Here is a 26,453-nt window from a genome sequence, read left to right on the forward strand (position 1 = left end):
ACCTCGCGCACGAGCCCGCCCTGGTGGCCGGCGGGTGCCATGCCCTCGTGCAGGGCGTGGACCTGAGCCGGGCCGTGGCGGTGGTCCTCCGCCTGCAGGGGGATCCGACCCGGCAGGTCCAGGCACCCAGGACGACGCTCCGGTCCCCTCGTGTGCGTCAGCCCGTCGGCGCGGGAACATCGCCGTCGCTCGGCGTCGGGCCTGCAGGCGGCACGGTCTGGTCGTCGGCGCCGGGATGGGCGTAGATTTGCGCCACCTGGCGCCACGCTCCCGCCTCGGCCCCGAGCGCACCGGAGCCCGTTCGTGGAGGAGGAGGAGAACTTGCACCGGCCCCTCCGGGGCGACGGTGGGCCAGGCCGCGGAGCCGTGCTGGAGCACCGGAGGGTACGCCATGACCGAAGACCACCCACGGCCGGACCCGGCACGCCACGGGTCACGGTCCGGGCCCGCAGACGGACAGGGACCGTCGGCTGCCGCGTCAGCCTCCTCGCACGGAGGGGGAGAGGACATCCGGGTCACTCGACGGGTCGCGGGTGTCGACGCGGCCCGGGGGTTCGCCCTCCTCGGGATGACGGCGGTGCACACCGTGGACCTGTGGAACGACGAAGCGGGCCGTGCGACCCTCAGCGGTCTCCTCTTCAGCGGGAAGTCCTCCGCCCTGTTCGTCACTTGTGCCGGCGTGAGCCTGGCGTTCGTCTCAGGGGGTCGTGTGCCGAGCGTCGGACGCGGAATGGTCGCCGTCCGCTGGTCCGTGGCCGCCCGTGCGGCGGCGATCGCCTTGATCGGCCTGCTCACGGGTCTCCTGGGCCCTGCGGTCGACATCATCCTCGTCCACTACGGGATGTTCTTCCTCCTGGCCATACCTCTGCTGGGTGTGCGCATCCGGTACCTGCTGCTCGGTTCCGCCCTCTTCGCGCTCCTGGGACCCTGGCTCGTGTGGTGGTCCAGGGCGTCGTTGCCGGGTGTGGACGCGTATTCGAGTCCCACGATCGCAGATCTCGCGACGGACCCCCTGGCCGTGGCTCTCGATGTGCTGCTGACGGGCTACTACCCGGCCCTGGCGTGGATGGCGTACCTCTGCGCGGGCCTCGCGGTGGGCCGGATGGACCTGAGGAGCCTTCGGGTGCAGGTCCGACTCGTGCTCGTCGGCGCAGCTCTGGCCTGCCTGGCGTGGGGATCGTCCGTTCTGGCGCTGTACGCGCTGGGCGGGTACGAAGCGATCGGCCGAGCCACTCCATGGATGTCGGGCCGGTCCATCGAGGAGGTCGTGGCGGTCGGGCCGGACTCGCAGGTGCCGACCACCACCCTGTGGTGGCTCGTGGTGCCGGGACCGCACACGACCACGTCCTTCGCCCTCCTCCTCGGCCTGGGCACGGCCCTGACGGTCCTCGGACTGTTCCTGCTCGTGCCGAGGGCGGTGACGAGACTGCTCACCCCGCTCGTCGCGATGGGCTCGATGCCGTTGACCCTCTACACGGCACACGTGCTGTTCCTGTCGTCCGACGCGTACGAGGCCCCGTTCTGGGTCCAGATCGTCTGCTTCGCGCTGTTCGCCGTCCTGTGGCGTCGCAGCAGGGGGCAGGGCCCGCTCGAGAACGTCGTCTCGAGCCTGGCTCACCAGGTCCGTCGGCGCGTGCTCACCCGGGACGCGGCCCCCGGCCTTCCTGGCTGAGACGAGCCTCCCGGCGCCGGAACGTCGATACCCGCCGCTCGAGGGATCACCCTGTCCGTCCTGCGGGTCGAGGCCCTTCTCGCCCCTGCCCCGGAACCGGGCCGTCTCGTCCGTGCCCGGGACTCAGAGGCCCAGAGCGGCCTCGATCTCACCGCGGACCCGCGTCAACTTGTCCGCGGCGGCCGACCGCGCCCCGGACAGCGCGGCAGGTGCGGCCACCGGGGTCACCACTTCCAGGTAGCACTTGAGCTTCGGTTCGGTGCCGGACGGGCGCACGATCACCCGGGTGTCGTCGGCGGTGAGTAGACGCAGGCCCTCGGTGGGCGGCAGGCCGGTGTCCGGGGAGGTGAGGTCCTCCACGCGCACCACGTCCGAGCCGCCCAGGGCGGTGGGCGGGGCGTCCCGCAGCGCCGCGGTCATCGCCGGGATCCGGGCGAGGTCGGCCACGCGGATGCTCAGCTGGTCGGTCGCGTGCAGGCCGTGGGTCACGGCGAGCTCGTCGAGGACGTCCTGCAGCGTGCGGCCCTGGGCCCGCAGCTCATCGGCCAGCACCGCGACCGCGACCGCGGCGCTGATCCCGTCCTTGTCCCGCACGACGTCGGGGGCCACGCAGTAGCCCAGCGCCTCCTCGTAGCCGTAGGCCAGACCCGGCACCCGGGCGATCCACTTGAAGCCGGTCAGGGTCTCGCGGTGGGGCAGACCGGCGGCGGCGGCGATCCGCCCGAGCATGCGGGAGGAGACGATCGAGTTGGCGAGCACCGCGTCGGCGCGGCCGGCGCACCGGGCCGCCGCGGCGTGGCCCAGCAGCGCGCCGACCTCGTCGCCGTGCAGCATCCGCCAGCCGTCGCCGTCGGGCACCGGGACGGCCGCGGCCACCCGGTCGGCGTCGGGGTCGTTGGCCAGGACCAGATCGGCGTCCCGGGCGCGGGCGGCCGCCAGTGCCAGGTCCAGGGCCCCGGGCTCCTCGGGATTGGGGAACGCGACGGTGGGGAAGTCGGGGTCGGGCTCCGCCTGCTCGGCGACCACGTGGACGTCGGCGAAGCCGGCCCGCCGCAGCGCCTGCGCGGCGGTGCGCCCGCCCACCCCGTGCATGGGGGTCAGGACGACGCTCAGCCCCCGCGCCCGTGCCGCGGCCTCGGGGACCACCGCGCGGAGGTAGTCCTCCTCGACGCCGCCGGGCAGGACCGTCCACCCGGAGGCGGCCCGCGGGATGCCGGCCACGGGCCCGACGGCCGCGATCCGCTCGGCGATCAGCCGGTCGTGCGGGGCCACGATCTGGCAGCCCCGGGCCTCCGGCGCCACGGCACGGCCGCCCAGGTAGACCTTGTACCCGTTGTCCGCGGGCGGGTTGTGGCTGGCCGTGACCATCACGCCCACCTCGGCCGCGAAGGCCCGCACCGCCCACGCGAGGACCGGGGTGGGCAGGGCCGAGGGCATCAGCAGGGTCTCGATGCCGGCCGCGGTGAACACCGCGGCGGTGTCCCGGGCGAAGACGTCCGAGTTGTACCGGGCGTCGTAGCCCACCACGGCCCGCAGGGGCCGGTCGCCGGACGCGCCCTCGGAGTCGTCCCGGAGCGCGGCGCTGCCGCCGCCGGCATCGCGGGGGTCGGCATCCCCGGGGGCGGAACCCATGGCGCCGGTCTCCACCGCTGCGATGTCCTCGGCGTCGGCCTGGACGGCGGCGGCCTTCCCCGCGGTGGCGACCACGTGGGCGGCCAGCCCGGCGGCAGCGCGCAGCACCACCACGCGGTTCATCCGCATCGGCCCGGCGCCGAGGGCGGCCCGCAGCCCGGCGGTGCCGAACTGGAGGGTGCCGGAGAACCGGTCGGCCAGCTCGGCGCGGGCCGCGGCGTCGCCGGCTCCGGCCCGCTCGGCGAGCTCCTTGAGCTCGGCGCGGGTGACGGGGTCCGGGTCGTCCGCGGCCCAGGCGCGCGCGGCGGCGAGGAGGTCGGGCTCGGGGCGGGTGTCGGTGCTCATGGGTGCTCCTCCTGGGGACGGGACCGGTGTGCGGCGTGCCGGGCGGCACCGTCCGCCCGGCCGGGGCCGGTCAGCGCTGGGCGACGATGTCAGAGCTGGGCGACGATGCGCGCCAGCAGCTGCGAGATCCGGGGCCCGGCCGCCTGCCCGGCCTCGATGACCTCCTCGTGGGACAGCGCCGTGGCGGAGATCCCGGCGGCCTGGTTGGTGACCAGCGAGATGCCGAAGACCTCCATGCCCGCGTGCCGGGCGGCGATGGCCTCCAGGGCGGTGGACATGCCCACGAGGTCGGCCCCGAGCACCCCGGCCATCCGCACCTCGGCGGGCGTCTCGTAGTGCGGGCCGGGGAACTGGGCGTAGACGCCCTCGTCCAGGGTGGGGTCCACCGTGCGGGCGAGCTCGCGCAGCCGCGGGGAGTAGAGGTCGGTGAGGTCCACGAACGTGGCGCCCTCCAGCGGGGAGCGGCCGGTGAGGTTGAGGTGGTCGCTGATCAGCACCGGGGTGCCCGGCCCCCACGCGGGGTTCAGTCCGCCGCAGCCGTTGGTCAGGATCATGGTGCCGGCCCCGGCGGCGGCCGCGGTGCGCACGCCGTGCACCACGGCACGCAGCCCTCGGCCCTCGTAGTAGTGGGTGCGCGCACCGATCACCAGGGCGTGCCTGCCGGCGGGGGTGCGCACGGAGCGCAGCGTGCCGACGTGGCCCTCGAGGGCGGGCGGGGTGAAGCCCGGGATCTCGGTGGCGGGGACCTCGGCGACGGTCTCGCCGATGAGCTCGGCCGCCTGGCCCCACCCGGAGCCGAGGGTCAGGGCGATGTCGTGCGTGTCGACCCCGGTGGCCCGGCGGAGGGCGTCGGCGGCCTCCTGGGCGAGCTCGAAGGGGTCGGTGCCGGGGGTGCTGTGCGCTGTGTCCACCCGTCCCAAGCTACCGCATGGTCCGGGACCGGGGCGGTGGCGGACCCCCGTCGTCGTACTCCTCTGCAAGAATGGCCGGGTGACTGCACACAGCGAATTCTCCATCCAGAAGCTCGTCATCATCGGCGGCGGTCCCGGGGGCTACGAGGCCGCCCTGGTCGCGGCCAGCCTCGGCGCGGACGTGACCATCGTCGAACAGCAGGGACTGGGCGGGTCGGCCGTGCTGACGGACGTGGTCCCCTCCAAGACGCTGATCGCCTCCGCCGACGCGATGACCCGGTTCGCCGAGGCCGCCGACCTGGGCGTGCACGTGCGCGGCAGCGAGGACCGCAACGAGATCAACGACCTCGCCGTGGACCTGGACACGGTGAACACCCGCCTGCTGCGCCTGGCCGCCTCCCAGTCCCGGGACATCAAGCGGGGCCTGGAGCGGGTGGGGGTGCGCGTGATCTCGGGCCGGGGCCGGCTGCTCAGCCCCACCAGCGTGGAGGTCACCACCGACGACGGGCTGGAGTACACCCTCGACGCGCAGGCCGTGCTGCTGGCGGTCGGGTCGCTGCCGCGCGAGCTGCCCAGCGCGCGGCCGGACGGGGAGCGGATCTTCAACTGGAAGCAGCTGTACCACCTCCGGGAGGTCCCGGAGCACATGATCGTGGTGGGCTCGGGCGTCACGGGCGCGGAGTTCGCCTCGGCCTACCGGGGCCTCGGCGCCGAGGTCACCCTCGTCTCCTCCCGGGACCAGGTGCTGCCCGGCGAGGACCAGGACGCCGCCGCCGTGCTCGAGAACGTCTTCGAGCGCCGCGGGATGAACGTGCTCAACCGGTCCCGCGCCGACGCGGTCGAGCGCAGCGAGAAGGGCGTGGTCGTCACCCTCTCCGACGGGCGCAAGGTCGCCGGCTCGCACTGCCTCGTGGCGGTCGGCGCGATCCCCGCCACCGACGACCTCGGCCTGGACGAGGTCGGGGTGGCCCGCGCCGACTCCGGCCACATCAAGGTCGACGGCGTCTCCCGCACCACCGTGCCGGGCGTCTACGCCGTGGGCGACTGCACGGGGGTGCTCCCGCTCGCGTCGGTCGCCGCGATGCAGGGCCGGATCGCGGTGGCCCACCTCATGGGCGACGCCGTGAAGCCGCTGCGCACCCACCTGGTGGCCTCCAACATCTTCACCTCGCCGGAGATCGCCTCCGTGGGGGTGAGCGAGAAGTCCATCGAGGACGGCACCTACCAGGCGGACACCATCATGCTGAAGCTGTCCACCAACCCGCGCGCCAAGATGATGGCGGTGGAGGACGGGTTCGTGAAGATCTTCTCCCGCAAGGGCTCCGGCACGGTGATCGGCGGCGTCGTCGTGGGCCCCCGCGCGTCCGAGCTGATCTTCCCGATCTCGCTGGCGGTCACCCACAAGCTGCACGTCGACGACCTCGCCGACACGTTCACGATCTACCCGTCCCTGACGGGCTCGATCTCGGAGGCAGCCCGGCGCCTGCACGTGCACGTCTGAGCAGCCCCGGCAGCACGCGCAACGGCCGCATCCCGGACGGGGATGCGGCCGTTGCGCGCGGAGTGGCTGCGGCGGAGCGGGTCAGCGCCGGGTGACCACGTTCTGCATGTCCACGTCCTTGGTCTCCGGGGAGAACCAGAGCGCGACGAGGGTCAGCACCGCGCCCAGCGTCAGGTACAGGCCCACCGAGCCCACGCCGTAGGTGGCGTTGAGGGACACGGCGACGTACGGGGTGATGGCCGCGCCGAGGATCGAGGCCACGTTGTAGGCCACGCCGGAGCCGGTGTAGCGCACGTTCGTGGGGAACAGCTCGGGCAGGATCGCGGACATCGAGCCGAAGGTCAGGCCCATCAGCGTCATGCCGACCGCCAGGAAGAACAGCACGCGGACCATGCTGACGTCCTCCCCGGTGCCGACCGCGGCCGGGTCCATGATCAGCCCGAAGCTCAGGCCGAAGACCAGGATGGCGGTGGTGATGACCAGCTGCGAGCTGCGCCGGCCGAAGCGGTCGGCGACCCACCCGGAGACGGGCACCATCGCGGCGAACAGGAGCACCGCGAGCAGCTGCAGCACGAGGAAGTCGCGGTAGGGGATGCCCAGGCCGCCGTTGTCCGGGCTGCCGATGCCGTAGGACAGGATCCAGGCGGTCATCAGGTAGAAGAGCATGTAGGTGGCCAGCATGATGAACGTGCCCTGGATGATCTGCAGCCACGAGCTGCGGAACGCCTCGACCAGCGGGGTCTGGACCTTCTCGCCCTGGTCGAGGGCCTTCTGGAAGACCGGGGTCTCCTCGAGCTTGAACCGCACCCACAGGCCGACGACGACCATGACCACGGAGGCCAGGAACGGGATGCGCCAGCCCCAGGTGAGGAACGGGTGGTCGGTGCCCTGGTCGGCGACCGAGATGAAGCCCATCACGAGGGTGAGCACCAGGAAGAAGCCGTTGGCCAGGATGAACCCGAACGGGGCGCCGAGCTGCGGCCACATGGCCGCGCGGGCCCGCTTGCCCTCCTCGGCGTACTCGGTGGCGAGCAGCGCCGCCCCGGACCACTCGCCGCCCAGGCCGAGGCCCTGGCAGAAGCGCAGGATCGTCAGGATGAGCGGGGCCCAGATGCCGATCGAGTAGTAGGTGGGCAGCAGGCCGATGAGGAAGGTGGCGACGCCCATGGTCAGCAGCGCGCCGATCAGGGTGGCCTTGCGGCCGATCCGGTCGCCGAAGTGGCCGAAGATCACGGAGCCGATGGGGCGGGCCACGAACGCGGCCGCGAAGGTGGCCATGGAGGCCAGCAACTTGGCGGTCTCGTCCTGGCCGGTGAAGAACAGGGCGGGGAACACGGCCACGGCCGCGGTCGCGTAGACGTAGAAGTCGTAGAATTCGATGGTCGTGCCCACGAGCGAGGCCAGGATGACCCGGCTGCGGGGCACGCGGGCGGACAGGGGGAGCGAGGGGGCGGGAGCGCCGGTGGCGCCCTGCCCGGTCACCGGTGAGGACATGAGGACACCTCGGTGGTTGCAGCGGCTGGGATCAAAGCTCCGATGCTAACGGTGCTGTCCGCATGGTGGGTGCCATGTCTCACATCGTGGAATGCGGTGACGACCTCTGCGGCAGCTCACGCCGTGTGCGGAACAGCTTCCACGGCCGGTGGGGCGTGGTTCATGGGGCTGTGCCACGGCTGCCGCTCGGGCCCCATCCGTACGGTCCGTCCGCCGACCGCGGGAACGATGTCCTCGGCACGAGGACTTCCGGCGTGACCGGCGACGAAGCGGCGTCACACAGCGGGGGAGCCAAGTGCCTGCCGCACCTCGTCGAGCCGGTCGGCGACGGCCACCCTGCCCTGGGGCGGGGAGCCGGCCGCCTTGATCTCGCGTCCGGTGACCAGCACGGCGATCGTCTCGCCGGGGTCCACCAGGCCATCGCGCAGGGCGCTCCGCAGACCCGCCACGGACGCGGCACCGGCCGGCTCCGCACCGACGCCGGCCGTCGAGGCCAGCAGGCCGACGGCCTCCATGAGTTCCGTGTCGCTCACCGCGACCATGGCGCCGTCGCTGGAACGCACCGCCCGGAGCACCGCGTCGCCGACGGCCGGTCGCAGCACGGCGATCCCGTCGGCCACCGTCGACCCCGGAGCCAGCTCGTCCGACGTCGGACTGCTCCCCAGCCAGGCGCGCACGAGCGGCTGGCACGCCTGCGCCTGCACACCGACCAGACGTGGCCTGCGGGCCGCGACGCCGCAGGCCACCAGCTCCGCGAAGCCCTTCTCGAGGGCTACGAGCGTGGGGCCGTCGCCCACCGGGGCGACCATCACGTCCGGGATCCGCCGGCCCAGCTGCTCCCAGATCTCCAGCGCGACGGTCTTCTTGGCCTCGGTCGTCAGCGGGTTCACCCCGGTGTTGCGGTCCACCCAGCCGAACTCCGCGACCGCTGCGCGTGACAGGTCCACGGCGGCCGCGTAGCCACCGGGCGCCTGGAACACCCACGCCCCCGCCTGGGCCATCAGTGCGAGTTTGTCCTCCTGGCAGTCGGCCGACACGAAGATCACGGCACGCATGCCCGCGGCCGCCGCCCCGAACGCCGTGGCCACGGCGGCGTTGCCCGTCGAGGCCGTCGTGATGGTGTCCAGACCGCGCCGCAGGCCGTCCTCGATCACCAGCGCCGTGGCCCGGTCCTTGTTCGACGCCGTCGGGCCGCGGGTCTCGTCCTTGACCCACAGGGACGGGGTCCCCAACGCGCTCCTGAGCGCGGGTGCCGGCAGCAGCGGCGTGCCGCCGACGGGCAAGGGATAGCCCACCGGCCCCTCGGCCAGGGGCAGCAGAGAAGTGTACCGCCACATCGTGAACGGCTCCGGCCTCCCGCTCGGAACGAGGCCGGGAGCGTAGTCGTACTGCAGCCACTCGCACCCGGCGGTGTGCACCGAGCCGGTCACCCTGCCCATGCCGAGTCCGCCTCCTCCCGCGTGGCTGAGCGTGCCGTGTCAGCCATACCGACGCAGTTCCGAGAAGAAGTCCTCGATCACCCGGAGCTGGCCACTGCGGGCCACCTGGTCGTAGACGTACTTGCCCACGGCCATGTCGAGCACGCCCAGGCCGAACGGCGAGAACACCAACGGGCGGTCGTGCGCCAACGAGATCCTCCCCGACATGACATCGGCCAGGGTGCCGTCCACGAAGTCCCGGTGACCGACCATCTGCTCCGCGAGGTGGGCTGACGTTCCTGCCCTCAGACAGTGGTCCACGTCGTCCAGGATGTTGGTGGACGCCAGCAGGACCTCCGGGGCCAGGTCGCGCAGGGACACGTGCAGCACCAGCGGATTGTGCGTGAACCACGCCGTGTCGTGCACGTGCGGCTGGGACGCGACGGTGGCGAACACGACGAGGTCGCTGCTCCGGACCAGCTGCTCAGGCCCGTCGTGCACGGTCACGCGGGCAGAAGTGCCGCTGCGCTCGAGATAGCCCTTGAATCCTTCCGCGCTCCCGACAGAGAGGTCGTGCACTCCGATCTCGTCGAAGGACCAGCCGGTCGCGTCCAGGAAGGTGTGGATGTACCGGGCAATGAGGCCTACGCCGAAGAACCCGATCCGCCGGGGGCGACCCCGTTCCCGGCTGAGCCAGTCCGCGGCCGCGGCGGCCGATGCCGCCGTCCTGGAGGCGCTGATGACGGAGCTCTCCATGCAGGCGAAGGGGTACCCCGTGGCCCGGTCGTTGAGTATCAGCACCGCGGAGGCCCGCGGGATCCCCGAGGCCACGTTGTCGGGGAAGCTGGAGACCCACTTGATGCCGTCGACTCCGACGTGCCCGCCGACCGAGGCGGGCAGCGCGATGATGCGCGAGGCGGGTCGGTCGGGGAAGCGCAGGAAGTAGGACGGTGGGTTCACCGAGTCGCCGGCTGCGTGCAGCCGGTAGGTCTCCTCGACCAGCTCGACGACCTGCCGTTCCCGGCCCCGGAGCACCTGCTGCACCTGGGCCCCGGGAACGACCGCGAAGGGCGGGACCGCCTTCGGCTCCGCGGCGTCGACCGGGGAAGTGATGAGATGTGTCATCGAGCACCGTCCTGGGCGTCGCTCGCGAGGTCCAGCACATGGCGGGGCTCGGCCATGCCGACGAGTATCTCCCGAGGCCCCTCGTACGCCTCCCGGCTGTGGGCCGTGCGTGTGTTGTCGACGAGCATGAGATCCCCGGCCTCCCACGGCGTGCGAAGTGTGTGGTCCTCGTAGATCTCGTTCAAGAGGGCGACGACGTCCTCACCGATCGGCTCGCCGTCGCCGAAACGGGTGTTGAACGGCAGCCCGTCGGGACCGTAGACGTCCACCAGGTACTCCCGCACCTCGGGGGCGATCGTCCACTCGTTCAGGAACGCGACCTGGTTGAACCAGCAGCGGTCACCGGTCACCGGGTGTCGAACCACGGCGGGACGCCGCTGTCGGGTGCGAAGCTCCCCGTCGGGCTGCCACGCGAACTCGATCGCGTGGGCCCGGCAGTAGCTCTCGACGGCAGCGCGGTCGGTGACCCCGAACGCCTCCTCGTAGGAGGCGCCGATGTCCTCGTTGTAGCTGCGGGTGAGCAACCACCCCTCGCGCTCGAACCGCTGGACGATGTCCGCCGGGATGGCGTCGAGCACCCTACGGGCGTCCGCCACGCCGGTCACCCCGCCGGCGCTGGGCGCCTGCAGGCAGGCGAAGAGCAGCAAACCGGGGAACTCCAGCGCGTAGCTCAGCTCGTGGTGCATGCACATGGGCTGGTTCGCGGGCCACTTGACCGATGAGTACACGCCGTCGGCGTAGCGCTGCCTGGTGGCGAAGGCTTCCCGGTCTGGCATGAGGCCGCTCGGAGCCAGCCGCCGGAAGACGGCGGACACCTCGGACGCATCATGGAGGCCGAGACCACGGACCAGGACGGCGCCGTGCTCGGCCACCGCCGCGCGCAGGGCCTCGCGGTACCGTTCGGCCCACTGCACGGGGTCGCGGCCGACCTCGACGGCGAGCATCGGCGTCCGGCCTGCTCGGCGTTCCACCTCGAGCGGGATCGTGGATGAAGGGGACGACATCGGGTGTCCTTTCGGGTCACGGGTAGCGGGTCGGAGCGGTCACCGGGTTCCTGCCGGCGTCCGGAGGCGCGGGAGACGAATGACGTGGCGATCCTGCCGGTAGCGGTACGGGCGGTGCGGCGGCGCCTCCGGGGGAGGACGCGTCGAGCAGGATGGCCAGGTCGGCCAGGATCGGCGTCCGCACGACGTCCTTGAGCGACACCGCACGCTCGAGCAGGACGGCGAGCTTCACCGCGGACAGGGACGTGCCGCCCAGCTCGAAGAAGGAGTCCTGCCTGCTGATCCGGTCCGGCGGTATGCCGAGGACCGATGCCCAGGCCTCGGCGAGCCGCTGCTCGGTGACCGTGAGCGCCTCCGGCGGGGCTCCGGTCTCCGGCGGGACCTCGTGCGCCATGCGGCTCAGCGTCGTCCGGTCGATCTTCCCGTTGCCGGTCAGGGGCAGCTTCTCCTGCCATCGGTACGCCGTCGGGACCATGTAGTCCGGAACCCGCGACGCCATGTGAGTGCGGATCCCGTCCACCTCGAGTGGCTGGTCGCCGGAGTAGAAGGCCACGAGGAACGCGGACCGGCCGGTCCCCTCGCCGACGACGACGACGGCGCCGTCGCGCACGCCCGGCAGCTGCAGCAGGGCATTCTCGATCTCTCCGATCTCGATGCGGAAGCCCCGGATCTTCACCTGGTTGTCGCGCCGCCCCAGGAAGTCGAGCTTCCCGTCCGGTCGCCACCGCCCGTAGTCACCGGTCCGGCAGATGCGCTCCCCGTCGCGGTGCGGATCGGGCCCGAACATCGCGGCGGTCCGCTCGGCGTCGTTGACGTAGCCGCGGCCCACGCACACGCCGGAGAACACGATGAGTCCCGGTGCGCCGAGCGGCACCGGGTTGCCGAACTCGTTGACCACGTCGACGTGGGTGTTGTTGATCGGCCGTCCGAGGGGCACGCGCGGCCCGGCCGGAGGCCGGTCCATGATCTCGTGCACGGCGTCGTCCGACGTCTCGGTGAGCCCGTAGGTGTTGACCACGGGGACGTCGGGGTGGAGCGTGAACCAGCGCTGGACGAGCTCCTTCTTCAGGAAGTCGCCGGTGGGGCACACACAGTGCAGGTCCGGCAGCTCCCGTGGGTGCTGCTCGAGGTACGACACGAGCACGTCGAGGTATGACGGCACGACCTGGATCACGCCGGCTCGCCCGTCCACGATCGTGTCGACGAACCGCTCGACGTCGAGAATTGCGTCCTGGTCGACGAACAGCGTGTGCCCGCCGACCAACAGAGCGGCCATCAGCTGCCACACCGAGATGTCGAAGCACTGTGGCCCGGTCTGCGGAACCACCTCGCCCTCGCGCACGCCCAGGTCGTCGATCTTGGCGAGCATGTGGTTGAGCATTCCGGCGTGCTCGCACATCACGCCCTTCGGCTGCCCGGTGGAGCCGGACGTGAACAGGACGTAGGCGAGCTGGTTGGGGGCGACCTCCACCCCGAGGTTCCCCTCGGGGCGCTCCTCGGCGAGGAGGTCGTCGACGAGGAGCGCCTGCACACCGGGCAGGGTGGCCAGTGCCTGGCCGAGCGTCGCGGTGCTGGCGGGTTCGGTGACGACCAGCGGTGACTCCGACCGCGTGATCGCCGTGGCCATGCGCTGGGGCGGGAAATGGGGCTCGAGCGGCAGATAGGCCAGTCCGGCCTTCCAGATGGCCAGGACGGTCACCATCCAGTCCAGATTGCGCTCCATCACCACGGTGACGACGGTCTCTCGACCCGGTCCCCGCGCGAGCAGCGCTCTGCCCAACAGGTTCGCTCGGGCGTTGAGCTGGTGGTAGGTGAGCCGGTTCTCGCCGTGCACGGCAGCGACCGCATCCGGGTGGGACTCGGCCCGCTGTTCGACCAGCTCGTGCACGCGGAGGTCCGGGAGCTCACGCCCGGGACCCGCGAGCTCCTCGAGCTGCAGGCGCAGCTCCTCGGGGGCGAGCAGGCACACGCGGGCATGTTCGGCGTCGGGGTCCGCGGCGATCGCCTGCAAGGCGGTGACGTGGTACCCGGCGATGCGGGCGGCGGCGTGAGCGTCGAGGGCGTCGGTGCGGTACCGCAGCCGCAACCGGGCACCGCTCACGTCGTTCGACATCGCCAGCTGCAGGACCGTGCTCTCCTCCGGTTCCCCCAGGGCGCCCGACGGGTCGAGGACGGTCTCGAAGACCGGTCCCCTCAGGTCCAGCTCTTGGCAGATCTGTTCCACGGGAACCCCGTCCCCGGCGTTTCCCAGGTGCCACCGCAGCTCCCACTCCAGACGGCCCACGGCTGTCACCAGCGCACGCCAGGACGTCGGCTCGGTCGTCAGCCGGCACGGCACCGGTGCGTGACCACGGGTCGCGGCGTACCCGGTCACGACCTCCCGCTCCCCGGCCAGCGTGGCGAGCACCCGGGCGTGTGCGGTCAGCAGCACCGCGTCCAGGGACGTCTCCAGGCTCTCGGCCAGCCGGCGCAACGTCGCCACCAGATCCTCGGGGAGGCGCTCCTCGTGCTCGCAGAGGCCCGGCCGGGGGTCCAGGGTCCACCGGGGGATCGCGGTCAGCCCGCCCCCGGCGAGCATGCCCCGCCAGAAGTCGCGGTCCCCGCCGGTCAGCACGTCCATGCCTTGTCCTCCTGGATCAGCCGGTCTTGACCGGATCTGCGGCTCCGTCGCCCGGCACCGGTCAGCGCGGCCTCCGGCGAGGCGACGGTGAGTGCCTGTGGCGGCCGGCCGGGGGCGGCCGAACGGGTCAGCGCCTCGGCAGGATTGCCGCCCCACCGCTCGTGGGCGGGGACTTCCTCGCCCTTCATGAGGAAGGAATCGGGGGCCAGCACCGCGCCGTCGCCCATGGTGACCCCGTAGTGCACCATGGTTGCCACGCCGAGCGTGCAGCCCGAGCCGATCGCGGTGGCGTCTGACTTGAAGGCGTAGTCCTCCTGGGAATGGCACTGGATGTACGCCCCGGCGTTGAGGACCACGTCGTCCCCGATCGTGACGATGTTCTTCTCGGACATGCCGGCCCCGTCGTCGAACAGCCTCTTGCCCACGTGCACTCCGACGAGCCGCCACAGGACTGCCTTGAAGGGCGTGCCGTTCATCAGCCGGTGCACGTTGGCCCGGGCGCACAGCTTGAAGAAGCGCTCGGTGCGCCAGAAGTCGACCTCGTAGATCGAGCAGTGCTTGGGCCGGACTCCCCGGAAGCCTGTGGAGGCTCTCTCGACGAAGGCGAAGTAGAGCACGGTGAACACCAGCGTCACGAGGCTCAGCCCCACGATCGCGAGTTCACTGAGCCGTTGGTACAGGTCCACGGTGATCATCGAGAACAGCAGCAGAGCGAATACGTAGCCCCAGCGCGACAGCAGGAACAGCGCCATGCTCACCAGGTTGTGCCTGTTCTTGGCGGCGAGCCGGCGAGGGAACTCCTCGTCGTGCGCCATCCGGATGAAGACGCTGTCCCGCTGCACCGTCCGGGGGATCTCGAAGGCGGGTGATCCGAGCAAGCCGACCCCTTCTCGGACCTCGCCGTCGATCGGGACGAGAGCCTTGGTCGCGATGAGGCAGTTCTGTCCCACCTTGCCCTGTGGGGGGTATACGATGTCGTTGCCGAGGAAGCTGTTGGCCCCGATGATGCTCCGGGACACGCTGAACGACGTGCTGGAGTAGTTGGCGTTGATGAACGACACGCCGGAGGCGACCACCGTTCCCCGGCCGACCCCGCTGAGGTACGGATTGTCGTGCTTCACCTCGGTGCCGAAGTTGGAGCCGGTCTGCACCACCGGGGACAGCTTGTAGCCGAGTGGGAGCAGATAGCCCACGATGAACGAGCTGTCACCGAAGAGCTCGTGGAAGAACTTCCGGTTGGTGATGCGCCCGACCGCCCGGTGCATGATGTATTGGATCCCGTACAACGGGTAGGCGTGATCCGGTTCGAGCGTGCGGTTCAGCAGGCGAGGAACCGTCATGACGAAGAGCAGGCTCAGCAGCAAGCCGCCCAGGAACAGCACGGCAGAGAGTCCCAGGACGACGCCGAGGAAAGACCAGCTGGTGAACGCCAGGTGCTCGGTCATGTGGAGATCCCGGATCCAAGGGACGTCGACGACGACGATGGCCAGCAAGGAGAAGGCCAGGGGGAAGGTCACGAGCAGGCGGTTCGCCAGCTGCAGGACGGTGTACCTCACCCTCTTCCCGGTGCCGCAGCGCGCCGGGGGGACCGTCCGGTAGTCGGTGCTCGTGCGTTCCGCGGGTGATCCGTGCCAGCACTCCCCGGCCGGGACCGCCTGGCCCTCGTGGAGGGACGAGGCGTGACCCAGCTGGGCGTCGTCGCCGAGCGAGGTGTGGATGTCCAGCACCGCCTTCTCGCCGATGAGGACGTTCCTGCCGATGGACACCGGGCCCGTTTGGATCACACCGCTGACCGCACGGTAGCCGTTGAAGAAGGTGTCCTTGTCGACGACGGCGTGCTCGCCGATGGTGAGCAGGTCGGTGCAGACGGGCATGTGCCGGGTGAAGACGACCGCGCCCTTCCCGACCCTGGCGCCCAGGGCACGCAGATAGAGCAGGTAGAGCGGCGACCCGGCGAAGAGAACCAGCGGATTGGCCACGACCACCGTCTTGACCAGCCAGAACCGGACGTAGGCCAGGCTCCAGATGCGGATCTCCTGGGTCCTCCACCGGCCGATGACGACCCACTTCACCAGGATGGGGAACGTGCACATCAGCACGAAGGCCACCGCACCGAAGCCGACGCCCCTCCAGTAGTGGTCGAGCAGGCCCTCACCCGCCCAGACCCACTGGAGCCCCCCTTCGAAGAGCACGGCGAACAGATAGGTGTAGGCCAGGAAGATCAGCACCTGCAGCGCGCCGCACACCACGTACTCGACGGTGGTGGCCGGTGTTGTGCTCTCGGGGAGATCGCGGTGGCGCCCGACTCGGGCTTCCGCCGCGAGGGGCACCGCAGGAACGAGAGCGGTCGGCGCTCCCTTTTCCGTCGTGTGCGAGACGGGGCTGCTGGTGACCGCCGGAGGGCTCGACGCCACCGGCTCGGGATCCCCGAGCGACGTGGCCAGGCTCCTGAGGGTGGGGTGCTGATAGATGTCCTTGATCGACACCGCCGGCAGGTCCGGGTGCTTGCGCACCCGGGCGCAGAACTGCGCCATCACCATCGAGTCCGCGCCCAGGTCGTCGAAGAAGTGGCTGTCCACCGACACCTGATCGACGCCCAGCACGCCGCTCAGCAGCTCGGCCAGGCGGTCCTGCAGCGGCGCGGGCTGCGTCGGCGCCAGCGTCGCGGCCAGCGCCGTGAGGGTGGGGTGCTGATAGATGTCCTTGATCGACACCGCCGGCAGGTCCGGGTGCTTGCGCACCCGGGCGCAGAACTGCGCCATCACCATCGAGTCCGCGCCCAGGTCGTCGAAGAAGTGGCTGTCCACCGGGACGTCGTCCGTCTTCAGCACCGAGGCGAGCAGGACCGCCAGCCGGCGCTCGAGCGGGGTTTCCGTGCCGGTCGTTCCGGCGGCCGGTGCGGGCGGGGCCTCGTTCCTCGTGGGCATCATGGGCACCGGCGGAGTCATGGTCGGGGATTCGGCGAGATTCTTCACTGCGAGGGGCTCCTGGGAGAGGAGGTGGCCACGGGATCGGTCACCGGCATGCCTGCCGGGTGCCGTGGCTCCGGCTCCGGGCCGGACCGCCTGCCCGGAGATGCCGGCACGTCGTCACGGGCGAGCGCTGCGGCCCCGAAGTGGTCGAGCACCCAGTCGGGCTGGTAGATGGTGTCCAGGTACGGGCGGCCCAGGTCGGGAGAGATGGCCACCGCGGTGACGCCCCGGGCGCGGTGGTCGGTGAGCCACGTCATGGCGCCGTGGACCACGGTCCCGGTGGAGCCGCCGAGCAGGTAACCGCTCCCGGCCAGGCGGTGGCAGGTGCGCACGGTGTCCAGCTCCTCGACGAGCACCACGTCGTCGATCAGGGACTCGTCGAGCTGGGGCGGTCGCACGCTCATGCCCAGCCCCGGGATCAGACGGGTGGCCGGCGGGCCGCCGAACGTCACCGAGCCGACGGCGTCGACCGCGACGATCCGGACGTCGGGCCGGTGTTCGTGGAAGTACCGCGCGCACCCCATCAGGGTGCCCGTCGTGCCGGCTCCGACGAACAGCACGTCGAGCTCGGGGAACTGGGCGTCGATCTCGGAAGCGGTCCAGCGGTAGTGCGCTCCCCAGTTGCCCGAGTTGGTGTACTGGTTGAGCCAGACGTACCGGTCGTCGGACTCGCACAGTTCCCGGACGTGGTTGAGCCGGGCCCCGAGGAGACCGTCGACGGGATCCGGCTCGGTGACCAGGTCCACCTGCGCCCCGAGCGACTCCATGAGCTGCCGGGTCGCGGGGTTGCAGCGTGGATCGATCACGCACACGAAGCGGTACCCCTTGCTGGCGGCGATCATGCTGAGCGCGACGCCGAGATTTCCGGAGGAGGACTCCACGAGGACGGAACCGGGACCGACCCTCCCTTCGCGCTCGGCCCGCTCGACCATCTCCACGGCGGGCTTGAGCTTGATCGAGCCGGCGAGGTTGAATCCCTCGATCTTCAGGTAGAGCGGGTGGCTCAGCACGCCCTGCAGATCGATGAACAGACTCGACTCGTTGAACTGGTGCGGATGCCTGATGATGGGCATGTTTTTCCTCGTTCTGTGGTCGTGCGCTCGTCCCGTCGGGCCGCCGGAGGACGGCACTTCGGATCCGGGTGGGCGCGTCGCTGGAGCGATCGGCACGGCAGGGAATCCTGTGTCGGTGTGCCGGTCGAGAAGGGTGCCCGTCCTGCGGGGCACCGTCTCGGCTGACCGGTACAGCGCTGCGCGGCGCTGCGGGAGCGATCGGCGTCGGTGAGTTCCCTGCTACGGCAGGGGTTGTATGTCGGGAGTGCCTGCCGCGGCGGCGGCGGCCTGGACTGCGCTGGGAATTCTTCGCATGGTGGTGTCCCATCCGGTGGAGAAGCGAGGACCGCTTCGCGGCTGGTGTCGGCCCGTGGCGCGTTCCCCCGAACGCCTTCTCGAGCCCCGTGTCTGATGCGACGTCACCAAAGTAAGCGCAGGTCAGGCGTCATCGGCCATGATTTGCGAAGATGACGGACACATTTCGGACACGGTCCCGACGAGACGCCGGCGGGCGGGTGCCGGCAAGGTCGCAGGGAAAGGTAGGGAGGGGCAGGGCGGACCGAATCAGAGCAGATCCGAGGGCACGCGGACGGTCAGTGCCGCCCGCACGTCCTCGCGGACGGCGCCGGGGCACGCCGGAAGAGCCAGGTCCAGGATCCGCCAGCCCGGCACGGGCCGCCCCGGAACGGGGCCCGCTCCGACCTCGTCGACGGAGGGATCGCGGAACAGCCCCGAGCCCAGGGCCTTGAGCAGGGACTCCTTGCGCGCCCAGACCGTGGTCACGGCGGCCGCCCGGTCCACGGCGGGCAGGGCGCGCAGGGCGGCGATCTCGGCCGGGTGGAGCAGGGCGAGCACCTGTTCGGCGGCGACCGGGTCCTGGACGTGCTCCACGTCCACCCCCACCTCGCGCTCGGCGGTGGCCACGAGCACCAGGTCGCCGCTGTGCGAGAGGGAGAAGCACAGGGCGTGGTCCTCGAGCCGCGGCTTGGCCCGGGGCCCCCGGACCGGAACGGGCGGACCCAGACGCAGCGCGCCCGGGGCCTCGCCCGTGCGGGCGGCCAGTTCGTGGCGCAGCACGCAGTGGGCCACCACGAACCGCCGCCGGTCGGACTCGTGGCGGAACGCCGCGGCCCGGGCCAGCTCCTCCGCGTCCAGGCAGTCCCGGACCGACTCCGCCCAGCCGGCCAGCGCGGCCACACGGGCGAGCGCCACCCGCACGTCCGCGGCGGCGCCCGGCACCGGCAGCTCGACCACGCCGGGCACCCCCGGTGGCGGCTTCGTCACCGGGGCCCGTCCGGGACGGCCCGCTCACGACGGCCCGCCCACGACGCCTCGCTCACCAGGACGGGCTCACCGCCGCCGGCCCGCCTCCGTCGGCCCGACTCGGCCGACCCGCCCGCACCGGTGCGCCGAACGGGGCTCACCCGGACCGACCGGAAGCGGCGCACGCGAGAAGGTCCTCGAGCAGACGGTCCCCGTGGTCGGCGAGCGGGTGGTGGCCACCCGGGTACTCCCGCCGCTGCACAGGACCGGTGCTGACCGGGCGCCAGGCCTCCAGGCCGCCGGGGTCCACGGTGACGTCCTCGGTGCCGCGCAGCAGCAGCAGGGGAGCCCCGACCGGGGCGGGGATCCGGTCGTAGGCCATGGAGACCCGCAGGTCCGCGCGCAGGGCGGGCAGCTGCAGGGCCAGCAGCTCGGGGTGCTCCAGCACCGCCTCGGGGGTGCCCCCCAGCCGCCGGAGCCACCGGACCATCGCCGCGTCCGCGCCCGGGGCCAGCGGATCGAGCCCCTCCCGCAGGTCCTCGTCGGTGCCGGCTCCCGTGCCGGCGCCCGTGCTCGCGACCTCCGCGGTGCCCGGGGCGGTCTTCGCGGACAGCGCGAGCAGCGCGACCCGGATCCCCTCCCGGTGCTCGAGCCGCGAGGCGAGCTCGGCCGCGACGGAGGCGCCCATGCTGTGACCCAGGACCACGAGCGGGACGTCGGCGGACGCCCCGGGGACGGCCGCAGCGGCCGCCCAGGGCGCGGCGGCGACGGCCTCGGCCGCCTCCGCGGCGAGTGCCTCGACCGTGGGCGCCGCGGGCTCCCGGAACCGGGACTCCCGGCCCGGGTACTGCACGCCCAGCACGTGGACGTCCTCGCGGACCAGGAACCGCCAGTAGCCGGCGGCGGCGCCCGCGGGCGGGCAGCACAGCACCCGCAGCCTCGGTGCGCGCTCGGGGGCCCCGCGGCGCAGCCGGTCCTGCGCGGAGAGGTCCACGAGACAGCGCCCGGCGGCCGGTCGTGTGCTCATGGACAGCTCCCCGTCGTGGTGTTCAGGAGGTGGTCGTGCTCAGGAGATGGTGGCCAGGACGGTGCCGGCCGTGACCGTGTCCCCGGGGCTGACGGAGATCCCGGAGACCGTGCCCGCCTTGTGCGCGGTGAGCGGCTGCTCCATCTTCATGGCCTCGAGCACGAGCACGAGGTCCCCCTCGGCGACCTCCTCGCCGTTGTCCACCGCGATCTTCACGATGGTCCCCTGCATCGGGGAGCTCAGGCTGTCCCCGCCCGCGGCGGCGGAGCCCCCGCGCGAGGACCTCGACTTGCGGGGCTTGGCCGCGGTGCCGTTGGGCTTGGCCGTGCCGGGCAGCGCGGGCAGCACGACCTCGAGGCGCTTGCCCGAGACCTCCACGACGATCGCCTGGCGCTCCTCCGCCTCGGGCCCGGCCTCGGGGACCCCCTCGAACGGCGGGACGGTGTTGTGGAACTCGGTCTCGATCCAGCGCGTGTGCACGGTGAAGGGGGAGCCGTCGGCCGGGGCGAACGCGGGGTCGGCCACCACCGCGCGGTGGAAGGGCACCACGGTGGGCATCCCCTCGATGCGCAGCTCCGCCAGGGCGCGGCGGGAGCGCTCGAGCGCCTGCTGCCGGGTGGCCCCGGTGACGATCAGCTTGGCGAGCATGGAGTCGAAGTTCCCGCCCACGGTCTCGCCGGCCTGCACGCCGGAGTCCACGCGCACACCGGGCCCGCCCGGCAGGGCGAGGGCGGTGATGCTGCCCGGGGAGGGCATGAAGTGCCGGCCCGGGTCCTCGCCGTTGATCCGGAACTCGATGGAGTGGCCCCGGACCGGCGGGTCGTCGTAGCCGAGGGCCTCTCCGCGGGCCAGCCGGAACTGCTCCCGGACCAGGTCGAGGCCGGTGACCTCCTCGGAGACGGGGTGCTCGACCTGCAGGCGGGTGTTGACCTCCAGGAACGTGACGGTGCCGTCGCGGCCCACGAGGAACTCGCAGGTGCCCGCGCCCTGGTAGCCGGCCTCCCGGAGGATGGCCTTGGAGGACTCGTAGAGCAGGCGGTTCTGCTCCTCGGACAGGAACGGGGCGGGCGCCTCCTCCACGAGCTTCTGGTTGCGCCGCTGCAGGGAGCAGTCGCGGGTGGAGACGACCACCACGTTGCCGTGGGCGTCGGCGAGGCACTGGGTCTCCACGTGCCGAGGCGCGTCCAGTAAGCGCTCCACGAAGCACTCGCCGCGCCCGAACGCGGCCGTGGCCTCCCGCACGGCGGACTCGTAGAGCTCCGGGATGTCGGCGCGGTCGCGGACGACCTTGATGCCGCGGCCACCGCCGCCGAACGCGGCCTTGATGGCCAGGGGCAGCCCGTGCTCGTCGGCGAACGCGAGCACCTCCTCGGCGGAGCCGACGGGGTCGGTGGTGCCGGGGACCTGGGGGGCGTTCACCTTCTCGGCGATGTGCCGGGCGGCCACCTTGTCCCCGAGCTTGGCGATCGCCGCCGGCGGCGGGCCGATCCAGGTCAGGCCGGCCTCGAGCACGGCCAGCGCGAAGTCGGCGTTCTCGGAGAGGAAGCCGTAGCCCGGGTGCACGGCGTCGGCCCCGGAGCGGGCGGCGGCGTCGAGGATCTTGTCGACCACGAGGTAGGAGTCCGCGGCGGTGGACCCGCCCAGCCCGTAGGCCTCGTCGGCCATCCGCACGTGCACGGCGTCGCGGTCAGGGTCGGCGTACACGGCCACGGAGGCGATGCCCTCGTCCCGGGCGGCACGGATCACGCGCACCGCGATCTCGCCGCGGTTGGCCACGAGCACCTTGGTGATGGGGCGGATGGCGCCGTCCGCGGGGTAGTTACCGGTCACGTCTCACTCCTTGTCGAAATCCTCGGATGCACTGTATTCCCCGCCGTCGGCAATCGCCCAACCGCTCGGCGGGCGGCTGGAAATGCGACGCGGTTTCTGTAGGACTCCTACAAAGACCGGGCTCCGCTCAGCGGTGCGCCGCCCACAGCTCGGCCACGGAGACGCCCGCCCGGCCCAGCAGGGTGCGCAGGGTGTTCAGGCTCAGCCCGACGACGGCGTGCACGTCCCCCTCCACGCGCTCCACGAACGCCGCGCCCAGGGAGTCGATGGTGAAGGACCCGGCCACGTGCAGGGGCTCGCCCGTGGCCACGTAGGCCGCGACCTCGTCGTCGGACATCGGCGCGAAGAACACCTCGGCCGCGGCGGGCGCCCCGCCGCTGAAGCCGCTGCCGCCCTCCGCCGGGTCCCGGGTGTCCACCAGCCAGTGGCCCGTGTGGAGCACTCCGGAGCGCCCGCGCATCGCGCGGATCCGGGCCGTGGCCGTCGCCGCGTCGAGGGGCTTGCCGTGCACCTCGCCGTCGAGCTCGAAGACCGAGTCGCAGCCGATCACCAGGGCGCCGGCCGCCGCCGGCAGCGCCGCCACCGCCTCCGCCTTGGCCCGGGCCAGCACCATCGCGGTCTCCTCGGGCTCCGTCACCCCGCGCTCGGCCACCACGGCGTCCTCGTCGACGTCGGAGACGAGACGGTCGTGGGCGATCCCGGCGTCGGCCAGCAGCTTGGTGCGGGCGGGGGAGCGGGAGGCGAGGACGAGGCGGGGAGTCACCGCTCCAGGATACGCACCCCCCACCGCCCCGTCCGGACGGTCCTGTCCGGACGGTCCTGTCCGGACCGTCCCGTCCCGGGGCTGCCCCCGCCCCGGGTTGCCGTCCGGGACGCTCCCACCCGCTCGGCCGGGCGCGGGCCCGGCGACGTCCGGGCGCGACGGGCACGGCAGAGGGGCCGCTCCCGGCGGCCGGTGCGCAGGGCACCGGGCCGGGAGCGGCCCCTCGGGTCCGGAGGGGAGCGGGCGGGCCCGCTCCCCGGCGGCCGGTCAGTACTCGATGACCACGCGGCCCTCGATCTTCGCCTTCTGCATCTCGTCCAGGACCGCGTTCACGTCCTCCAGCGGGCGGGTGCTGTAGGTCGGGTGGATCAGTCCCCGCGCGTAGAAGTCGAGGGCCTCGACCATGTCCTGCCGCGTGCCCACGATCGAGCCGCGGATGGTCAGGCCCTTGAGCACGATGTCGAAGATCGGCGCCGGGAAGTCCCCCGGCGGCAGCCCGTTGAACACGATCGTCCCGCCGCGGCGGACCATGCCGATGGCCTGCCCGAACGCGTCCGGGTGCACGGCGGTCACCAGGACGGCGTCCGCGCCGCCCGGGACCTGCGCGTGGACCGCCTCGGCGGGGTCCTCGGCGAAGGCGTTGACCGTCACCTCGGCGCCGTGCCTGCGGGCCAGGGCGAGCTTGTCGTCGGCGACGTCCACGGCGGCCACGCGCAGCCCCATGGCCACCGCGTACTGCACGGCCAGGTGGCCCAGCCCGCCGATCCCGGAGATCACCACCCACTGGCCGGGCCGCGCCTCGGTCATCTTCAGCCCCTTGTAGACGGTGACGCCGGCGCACAGCACCGGGGCCACCTCGTAGGGGTCGGCGCCCTCGGGGATGCGGGCGGCGAAGCGGGCGTCCACGACCATGTACTGGCCGAAGGAGCCGTCGATGCTGTAGCCGCCGTTGACCTGCTGCTCGCACAGGGTCTCCCAGCCGGTGCGGCAGTTGCGGCAGTGCCCGCACGCGGAGGCGAGCCAGGCGTTGCCGACGAGGTCCCCCTCCGCGAGGTCGTCCACACCGGGGCCGAGGGCCACGACCCGCCCCACGCCCTCGTGGCCGGGGATGAAGGGCGGGGTCGGCTGGACCGGCCAGTCCCCGTGGGCGGCGTGCAGATCGGTGTGGCACACACCGGTGGAGACGAGCCGGACGAGGGCCTGCCCGGGTCCGGGCTGCGGGACGGGGACGTCCTTGACCTCGAGCGGCGCGCCGAAGGCGGTCACGACGGCGGCGGTCATGGTCTCGGGCACGGTGGTGGCCGTGGCCTGCTCGGTGGTCGAGGCCTGCTGGGCGTTCATGGGTGCTCCTTTCGCGGAACGGAACGGGACGGGACGGGACGGTGGCGGGAACGGCACGCGGCGGGCGCCGGGGCGGGCGCCCGCCGTGTGCGGCCTAGAAGAAGCCCTGGGCGTCCTCGGAGTAGGAGACCAGCAGGTTCTTGGTCTGCTGGTAGTGGTCCAGCATCATCAGGTGGTTCTCGCGGCCGATGCCGGAGGACTTGTAGCCGCCGAAGGCGGAGTGGGCCGGGTAGTTGTGGTACTGGTTCACCCACACCCGCCCGGCCTCGATGTCCCGGCCGGCCCGGTAGGCGAGGTTGCCGCTGCGGGCCCACACGCCCGCACCGAGGCCGTAGAGGGTGTCGTTGGCGGTGCGGATCGCGTCGGCGTAGTCGGAGAACCGGGTGACGGACAGCACCGGGCCGAAGATCTCCTCCTGGAAGATGCGCATCGAGTTCTGGCCCTCGAACACCGTGGGGGACACGTAGAAGCCCTCGGCGAGGTCGCCGTCCAGGACGTTGCGCTCGCCGCCCACCAGGACCTTCGCGCCCTCCTGCTTGCCGATGTCGATGTAGGACAGGATCTTCTGCAGCTGGTCGTTGGAGGCCTGCGCGCCGACCTGCGTGTTGAGGTCCAGCGGGTTGCCCTGGACCATCTGCTGCACCCGCTCGACGCCGTCGCCCAGCAGCCGGTCGTAGATCCCCTCCTGGATCAGGGCACGGGACGGGCAGGTGCAGACCTCGCCCTGGTTGAGGGCGAAGAACGCGAAGCCCTCGAGCGCCTTGTCGTAGAAGGAGTCCTGGGCGGCGGCGACGTCCTCGAAGAAGATGTTGGGGGACTTCCCGCCCAGCTCCAGGGTGACCGGGATGATGTTCTGCGAGGCGTACTGCATGATGAGCCGGCCGGTGGTCGTCTCGCCGGTGAACGCGATCTTGCGGATCCGCGGGCTGGAGGCCAGCGGCTTGCCCGCCTCCACGCCGAAGCCGTTGACCACGTTGACCACCCCGGGCGGGAGCAGGTCGGCGATCAGCTCCATGAGTACCATGATCGACGCCGGGGTCTGCTCGGCGGGCTTGAGGACCACGGCGTTGCCCGCCGCGAGGGCGGGGGCCAGCTTCCACACGCCCATGAGGATCGGGAAGTTCCAGGGGATGATCTGCCCCACCACCCCGAGCGGCTCGTGGAAGTGGTAGGAGGTGGTGTTGTCGTCCAGCTGGGAGAGCGTGCCCTCCTGGGCGCGGATCGCGCCGGCGAAGTAGCGGAAGTGGTCGATGGCCAGGGCGATGTCGGCGTTGATGGTCTCCCGGACCGGTTTGCCGTTGTCCCAGGTCTCGGCCACGGCGAGCATCTCCAGGTTCTGCTCCATCCGGTCGGCGATCCGGTGCAGCACCAGGGCCCGCTCCGCCACGGACGTCTTCCCCCAGGCGGGGGCGGCCGCCCAGGCGGCGTCGAGGGCGGCCTCGATGTCCTCGGCGGTGCCGCGGGCCACCTCGGTGAAGGGCTTGCCGTTGACCGGGGAGATGTTCTCGAAGTACTGGCCCTTGACGGGCGGCACCCACTCCCCGCCGATCCAGTGCTCGTAGCGGGGCTTGAAGGTGATCTTCGAGCCCTCGGTGCCCGGCTGCGCGTAGACGGTGGTGAGGGACTGCGTTTCAACGCTCATGGTGACTCGCTCCTTGTGCGGGACGGTGCGTCGGGCGGCGGCGGGCGGGCTGTGTCCGGCCGGTCCCGTGCCGCTGTGTGACGTGTCTCACGCTACGCAGGCGCACGTTGCACGCACGTTGCACGCCGCCCGCGCGTCCCGCGGTGCCGCCGGTGCCGCACGGCGGGCCCGGGGGTCAGTCGCGCAGCCGCTCGAGCTCGAGCACCGCCCGGGCCCGGGCGGGGGAGCGGGCCGGCAGCAGGCGCAGCAGCAGGGCCCACGCCTCGGCGTCGTCGGCGGCCTCGGGCAGCTCCAGGTACTGCCGCACGGCCTCGGCGGAGCCGTCGGTGAGGACCGCCTCGCGCAGCAGCCCGGACAGCCGGTGGCGCAGTGCCACCACCGCCGGCGCCTCGGAGTGGGGCAGGAGCGCGCCGGTGTACTCCCGCAGCGCCCGCCGGTGGGAGCCGCGGTCGAGCAGCTCGAGCACCCGGCCGGCGTCCGAGGGCAGCGGGGCGCAGAGCCGGTAGGGGCGGGAGGCGATCACGGGCCCGCCCCGGGAGTCCAGCAGCCGCCGCAGGCGCAGCACCTCGGCCCGCACCGTGGCCTCCTGGGCGCGGCCGTCCCACAGCCTCGCCGAGAGCTCCGCGGTGCTCAGCCCCGCTCCGGCGCGGGAGAGCGCCAGCAGGATCTCGGCGTGGCGCTCGGTGAGCTCGAGGGCGCGGCCCGCCACGACCAGGGCCGGCGGCGCGCCGCCGAGCACGCGCAGCCGGGCGGCCGGGGCGGCGGGTGGTGCGGTGAGCGGAGGAACGAACGGCGCGGACGCCGGGGCGGGGACCGGGCCGCGGGCCGGCGGCTCGCGGCG

General features: G+C 72.3%; 17 protein-coding genes and 1 pseudogene. 2 read left to right on the forward strand and 16 right to left on the reverse strand.

The features are described 5' to 3' along the window. The first annotated feature begins 391 nt into the window (after window positions 1-391). The gene (locus ABL57_RS15440) at window positions 392-1,672 is read left to right on the forward strand and encodes a heparan-alpha-glucosaminide N-acetyltransferase domain-containing protein (protein WP_082157491.1); all 1,281 of its coding nucleotides are present in this window, start codon (window positions 392-394) and stop codon (window positions 1,670-1,672) included. Window positions 1,673-1,795: 123 nt separating this feature from the next. Here ABL57_RS15440 and ABL57_RS15445 read toward each other — a convergent pair whose 3' ends face one another. Further along, window positions 1,796-3,649 (reverse strand): phospho-sugar mutase, encoded by a 1,854-nt coding sequence (locus ABL57_RS15445; RefSeq protein ID WP_047804356.1) that lies wholly within the window; start codon window positions 3,647-3,649, stop codon window positions 1,796-1,798. 89 nt (window positions 3,650-3,738) lie between these two features. Further along, window positions 3,739-4,560: a purine-nucleoside phosphorylase gene (locus ABL57_RS15450; RefSeq protein ID WP_047804357.1), complete on the reverse strand. Its 822-nt coding sequence runs from the start codon at window positions 4,558-4,560 to the stop codon at window positions 3,739-3,741. A 79-nt stretch (window positions 4,561-4,639) separates the two neighbouring features. On the opposite strand from ABL57_RS15450, the gene ABL57_RS15455 reads away from it, so the two are divergent. Further along, window positions 4,640-6,061 carry an NAD(P)H-quinone dehydrogenase gene (locus ABL57_RS15455; RefSeq protein ID WP_047804358.1) on the forward strand — a complete coding sequence of 474 codons (1,422 nt, stop codon included), beginning with the start codon at window positions 4,640-4,642 and terminating at the stop codon, window positions 6,059-6,061. An 81-nt stretch (window positions 6,062-6,142) separates the two neighbouring features. On the opposite strand, the gene ABL57_RS15460 is transcribed toward ABL57_RS15455, so the two are convergent. The 14 genes and pseudogenes from ABL57_RS15460 to ABL57_RS15525 form a co-directional block, all read right to left on the reverse strand. Continuing rightward, the gene (locus tag ABL57_RS15460) at window positions 6,143-7,555 is read right to left on the reverse strand and encodes an MFS transporter (RefSeq protein ID WP_047804359.1); all 1,413 of its coding nucleotides are present in this window, start codon (window positions 7,553-7,555) and stop codon (window positions 6,143-6,145) included. Window positions 7,556-7,830: 275 nt separating this feature from the next. Beyond that, on the reverse strand, window positions 7,831-8,994 hold the full coding sequence (locus ABL57_RS15465; protein WP_047804360.1) for a pyridoxal-phosphate dependent enzyme: 1,164 nt from the start codon (window positions 8,992-8,994) through the stop codon (window positions 7,831-7,833). A gap of 39 nt (window positions 8,995-9,033) precedes the next feature. After that, complete coding sequence (gene sbnB / locus ABL57_RS15470; RefSeq protein WP_047804361.1) at window positions 9,034-10,098, reverse strand: 2,3-diaminopropionate biosynthesis protein SbnB; 1,065 nt, start codon at window positions 10,096-10,098, stop codon at window positions 9,034-9,036. Then, complete coding sequence (locus ABL57_RS15475) at window positions 10,095-11,102, reverse strand: TauD/TfdA family dioxygenase (RefSeq protein WP_047804362.1); 1,008 nt, start codon at window positions 11,100-11,102, stop codon at window positions 10,095-10,097. The genes sbnB and ABL57_RS15475 overlap by 4 nt, the downstream gene beginning before the upstream one ends. A gap of 16 nt (window positions 11,103-11,118) precedes the next feature. Continuing rightward, entirely contained in the window at window positions 11,119-13,722 is a 2,604-nt protein-coding gene (locus ABL57_RS15480) for an amino acid adenylation domain-containing protein (RefSeq protein ID WP_082157486.1), read from the reverse strand. After that, window positions 13,710-16,697 carry a Pls/PosA family non-ribosomal peptide synthetase gene (locus ABL57_RS15485; protein WP_203225645.1) on the reverse strand — a complete coding sequence of 996 codons (2,988 nt, stop codon included), beginning with the start codon at window positions 16,695-16,697 and terminating at the stop codon, window positions 13,710-13,712. Before ABL57_RS15485 ends, ABL57_RS15480 begins: the two co-directional genes overlap by 13 nt. After that, window positions 16,694-17,767: a 2,3-diaminopropionate biosynthesis protein SbnA gene (gene sbnA, locus ABL57_RS15490; protein ID WP_047804363.1), complete on the reverse strand. Its 1,074-nt coding sequence runs from the start codon at window positions 17,765-17,767 to the stop codon at window positions 16,694-16,696. The genes ABL57_RS15485 and sbnA overlap by 4 nt, the downstream gene beginning before the upstream one ends. A gap of 543 nt (window positions 17,768-18,310) precedes the next feature. Beyond that, on the reverse strand, window positions 18,311-19,030 hold the full coding sequence (locus ABL57_RS15495; RefSeq protein WP_082157487.1) for a 4'-phosphopantetheinyl transferase superfamily protein: 720 nt from the start codon (window positions 19,028-19,030) through the stop codon (window positions 18,311-18,313). 136 nt (window positions 19,031-19,166) lie between these two features. Then, on the reverse strand, window positions 19,167-20,036 hold the full coding sequence (locus tag ABL57_RS15500) for a thioesterase II family protein (protein WP_082157488.1): 870 nt from the start codon (window positions 20,034-20,036) through the stop codon (window positions 19,167-19,169). Between the two features lie 39 nt (window positions 20,037-20,075). Then, window positions 20,076-21,866 (reverse strand): biotin carboxylase N-terminal domain-containing protein, encoded by a 1,791-nt coding sequence (locus ABL57_RS15505; protein ID WP_047804364.1) that lies wholly within the window; start codon window positions 21,864-21,866, stop codon window positions 20,076-20,078. A gap of 127 nt (window positions 21,867-21,993) precedes the next feature. Continuing rightward, window positions 21,994-22,629 carry a nucleoside triphosphate pyrophosphatase gene (locus ABL57_RS15510; protein WP_047804365.1) on the reverse strand — a complete coding sequence of 212 codons (636 nt, stop codon included), beginning with the start codon at window positions 22,627-22,629 and terminating at the stop codon, window positions 21,994-21,996. A 267-nt stretch (window positions 22,630-22,896) separates the two neighbouring features. Then, window positions 22,897-23,970 carry an alcohol dehydrogenase AdhP gene (gene adhP / locus ABL57_RS15515; RefSeq protein WP_047804366.1) on the reverse strand — a complete coding sequence of 358 codons (1,074 nt, stop codon included), beginning with the start codon at window positions 23,968-23,970 and terminating at the stop codon, window positions 22,897-22,899. Window positions 23,971-24,064: 94 nt separating this feature from the next. Then, window positions 24,065-25,612 (reverse strand): aldehyde dehydrogenase family protein, encoded by a 1,548-nt coding sequence (locus ABL57_RS15520; protein ID WP_047804367.1) that lies wholly within the window; start codon window positions 25,610-25,612, stop codon window positions 24,065-24,067. A 175-nt stretch (window positions 25,613-25,787) separates the two neighbouring features. Next, a pseudogene (locus ABL57_RS15525) lies at window positions 25,788-26,453 on the reverse strand (transcriptional regulator); the annotation flags it as partial.

Source organism: Kocuria sp. SM24M-10, from assembly GCF_001027955.1.
GTDB classification, from domain to species: Bacteria; Actinomycetota; Actinomycetes; order Actinomycetales; family Micrococcaceae; genus Kocuria; species Kocuria oceani.

What these genes read in the sequence shown, in the direction of transcription:
- ABL57_RS15440 (WP_082157491.1), top strand. Translation starts at nt 392, where the DNA reads ATGACCGAAGACCACCCACGGCCGGACCCGGCACGCCACGGGTCACGG.
- ABL57_RS15445 (WP_047804356.1), bottom strand. Translation starts at nt 3,649, where the DNA reads ATGAGCACCGACACCCGCCCCGAGCCCGACCTCCTCGCCGCCGCGCGC.
- ABL57_RS15460 (WP_047804359.1), bottom strand. Translation starts at nt 7,555, where the DNA reads ATGTCCTCACCGGTGACCGGGCAGGGCGCCACCGGCGCTCCCGCCCCC.
- ABL57_RS15465 (WP_047804360.1), bottom strand. Translation starts at nt 8,994, where the DNA reads ATGGGCAGGGTGACCGGCTCGGTGCACACCGCCGGGTGCGAGTGGCTG.
- sbnB (WP_047804361.1), bottom strand. Translation starts at nt 10,098, where the DNA reads ATGACACATCTCATCACTTCCCCGGTCGACGCCGCGGAGCCGAAGGCG.
- ABL57_RS15475 (WP_047804362.1), bottom strand. Translation starts at nt 11,102, where the DNA reads ATGTCGTCCCCTTCATCCACGATCCCGCTCGAGGTGGAACGCCGAGCA.
- ABL57_RS15480 (WP_082157486.1), bottom strand. Translation starts at nt 13,722, where the DNA reads ATGGACGTGCTGACCGGCGGGGACCGCGACTTCTGGCGGGGCATGCTC.
- sbnA (WP_047804363.1), bottom strand. Translation starts at nt 17,767, where the DNA reads ATGCCCATCATCAGGCATCCGCACCAGTTCAACGAGTCGAGTCTGTTC.
- ABL57_RS15500 (WP_082157488.1), bottom strand. Translation starts at nt 20,036, where the DNA reads ATGAGCACACGACCGGCCGCCGGGCGCTGTCTCGTGGACCTCTCCGCG.
- adhP (WP_047804366.1), bottom strand. Translation starts at nt 23,970, where the DNA reads ATGAACGCCCAGCAGGCCTCGACCACCGAGCAGGCCACGGCCACCACC.
- ABL57_RS15520 (WP_047804367.1), bottom strand. Translation starts at nt 25,612, where the DNA reads ATGAGCGTTGAAACGCAGTCCCTCACCACCGTCTACGCGCAGCCGGGC.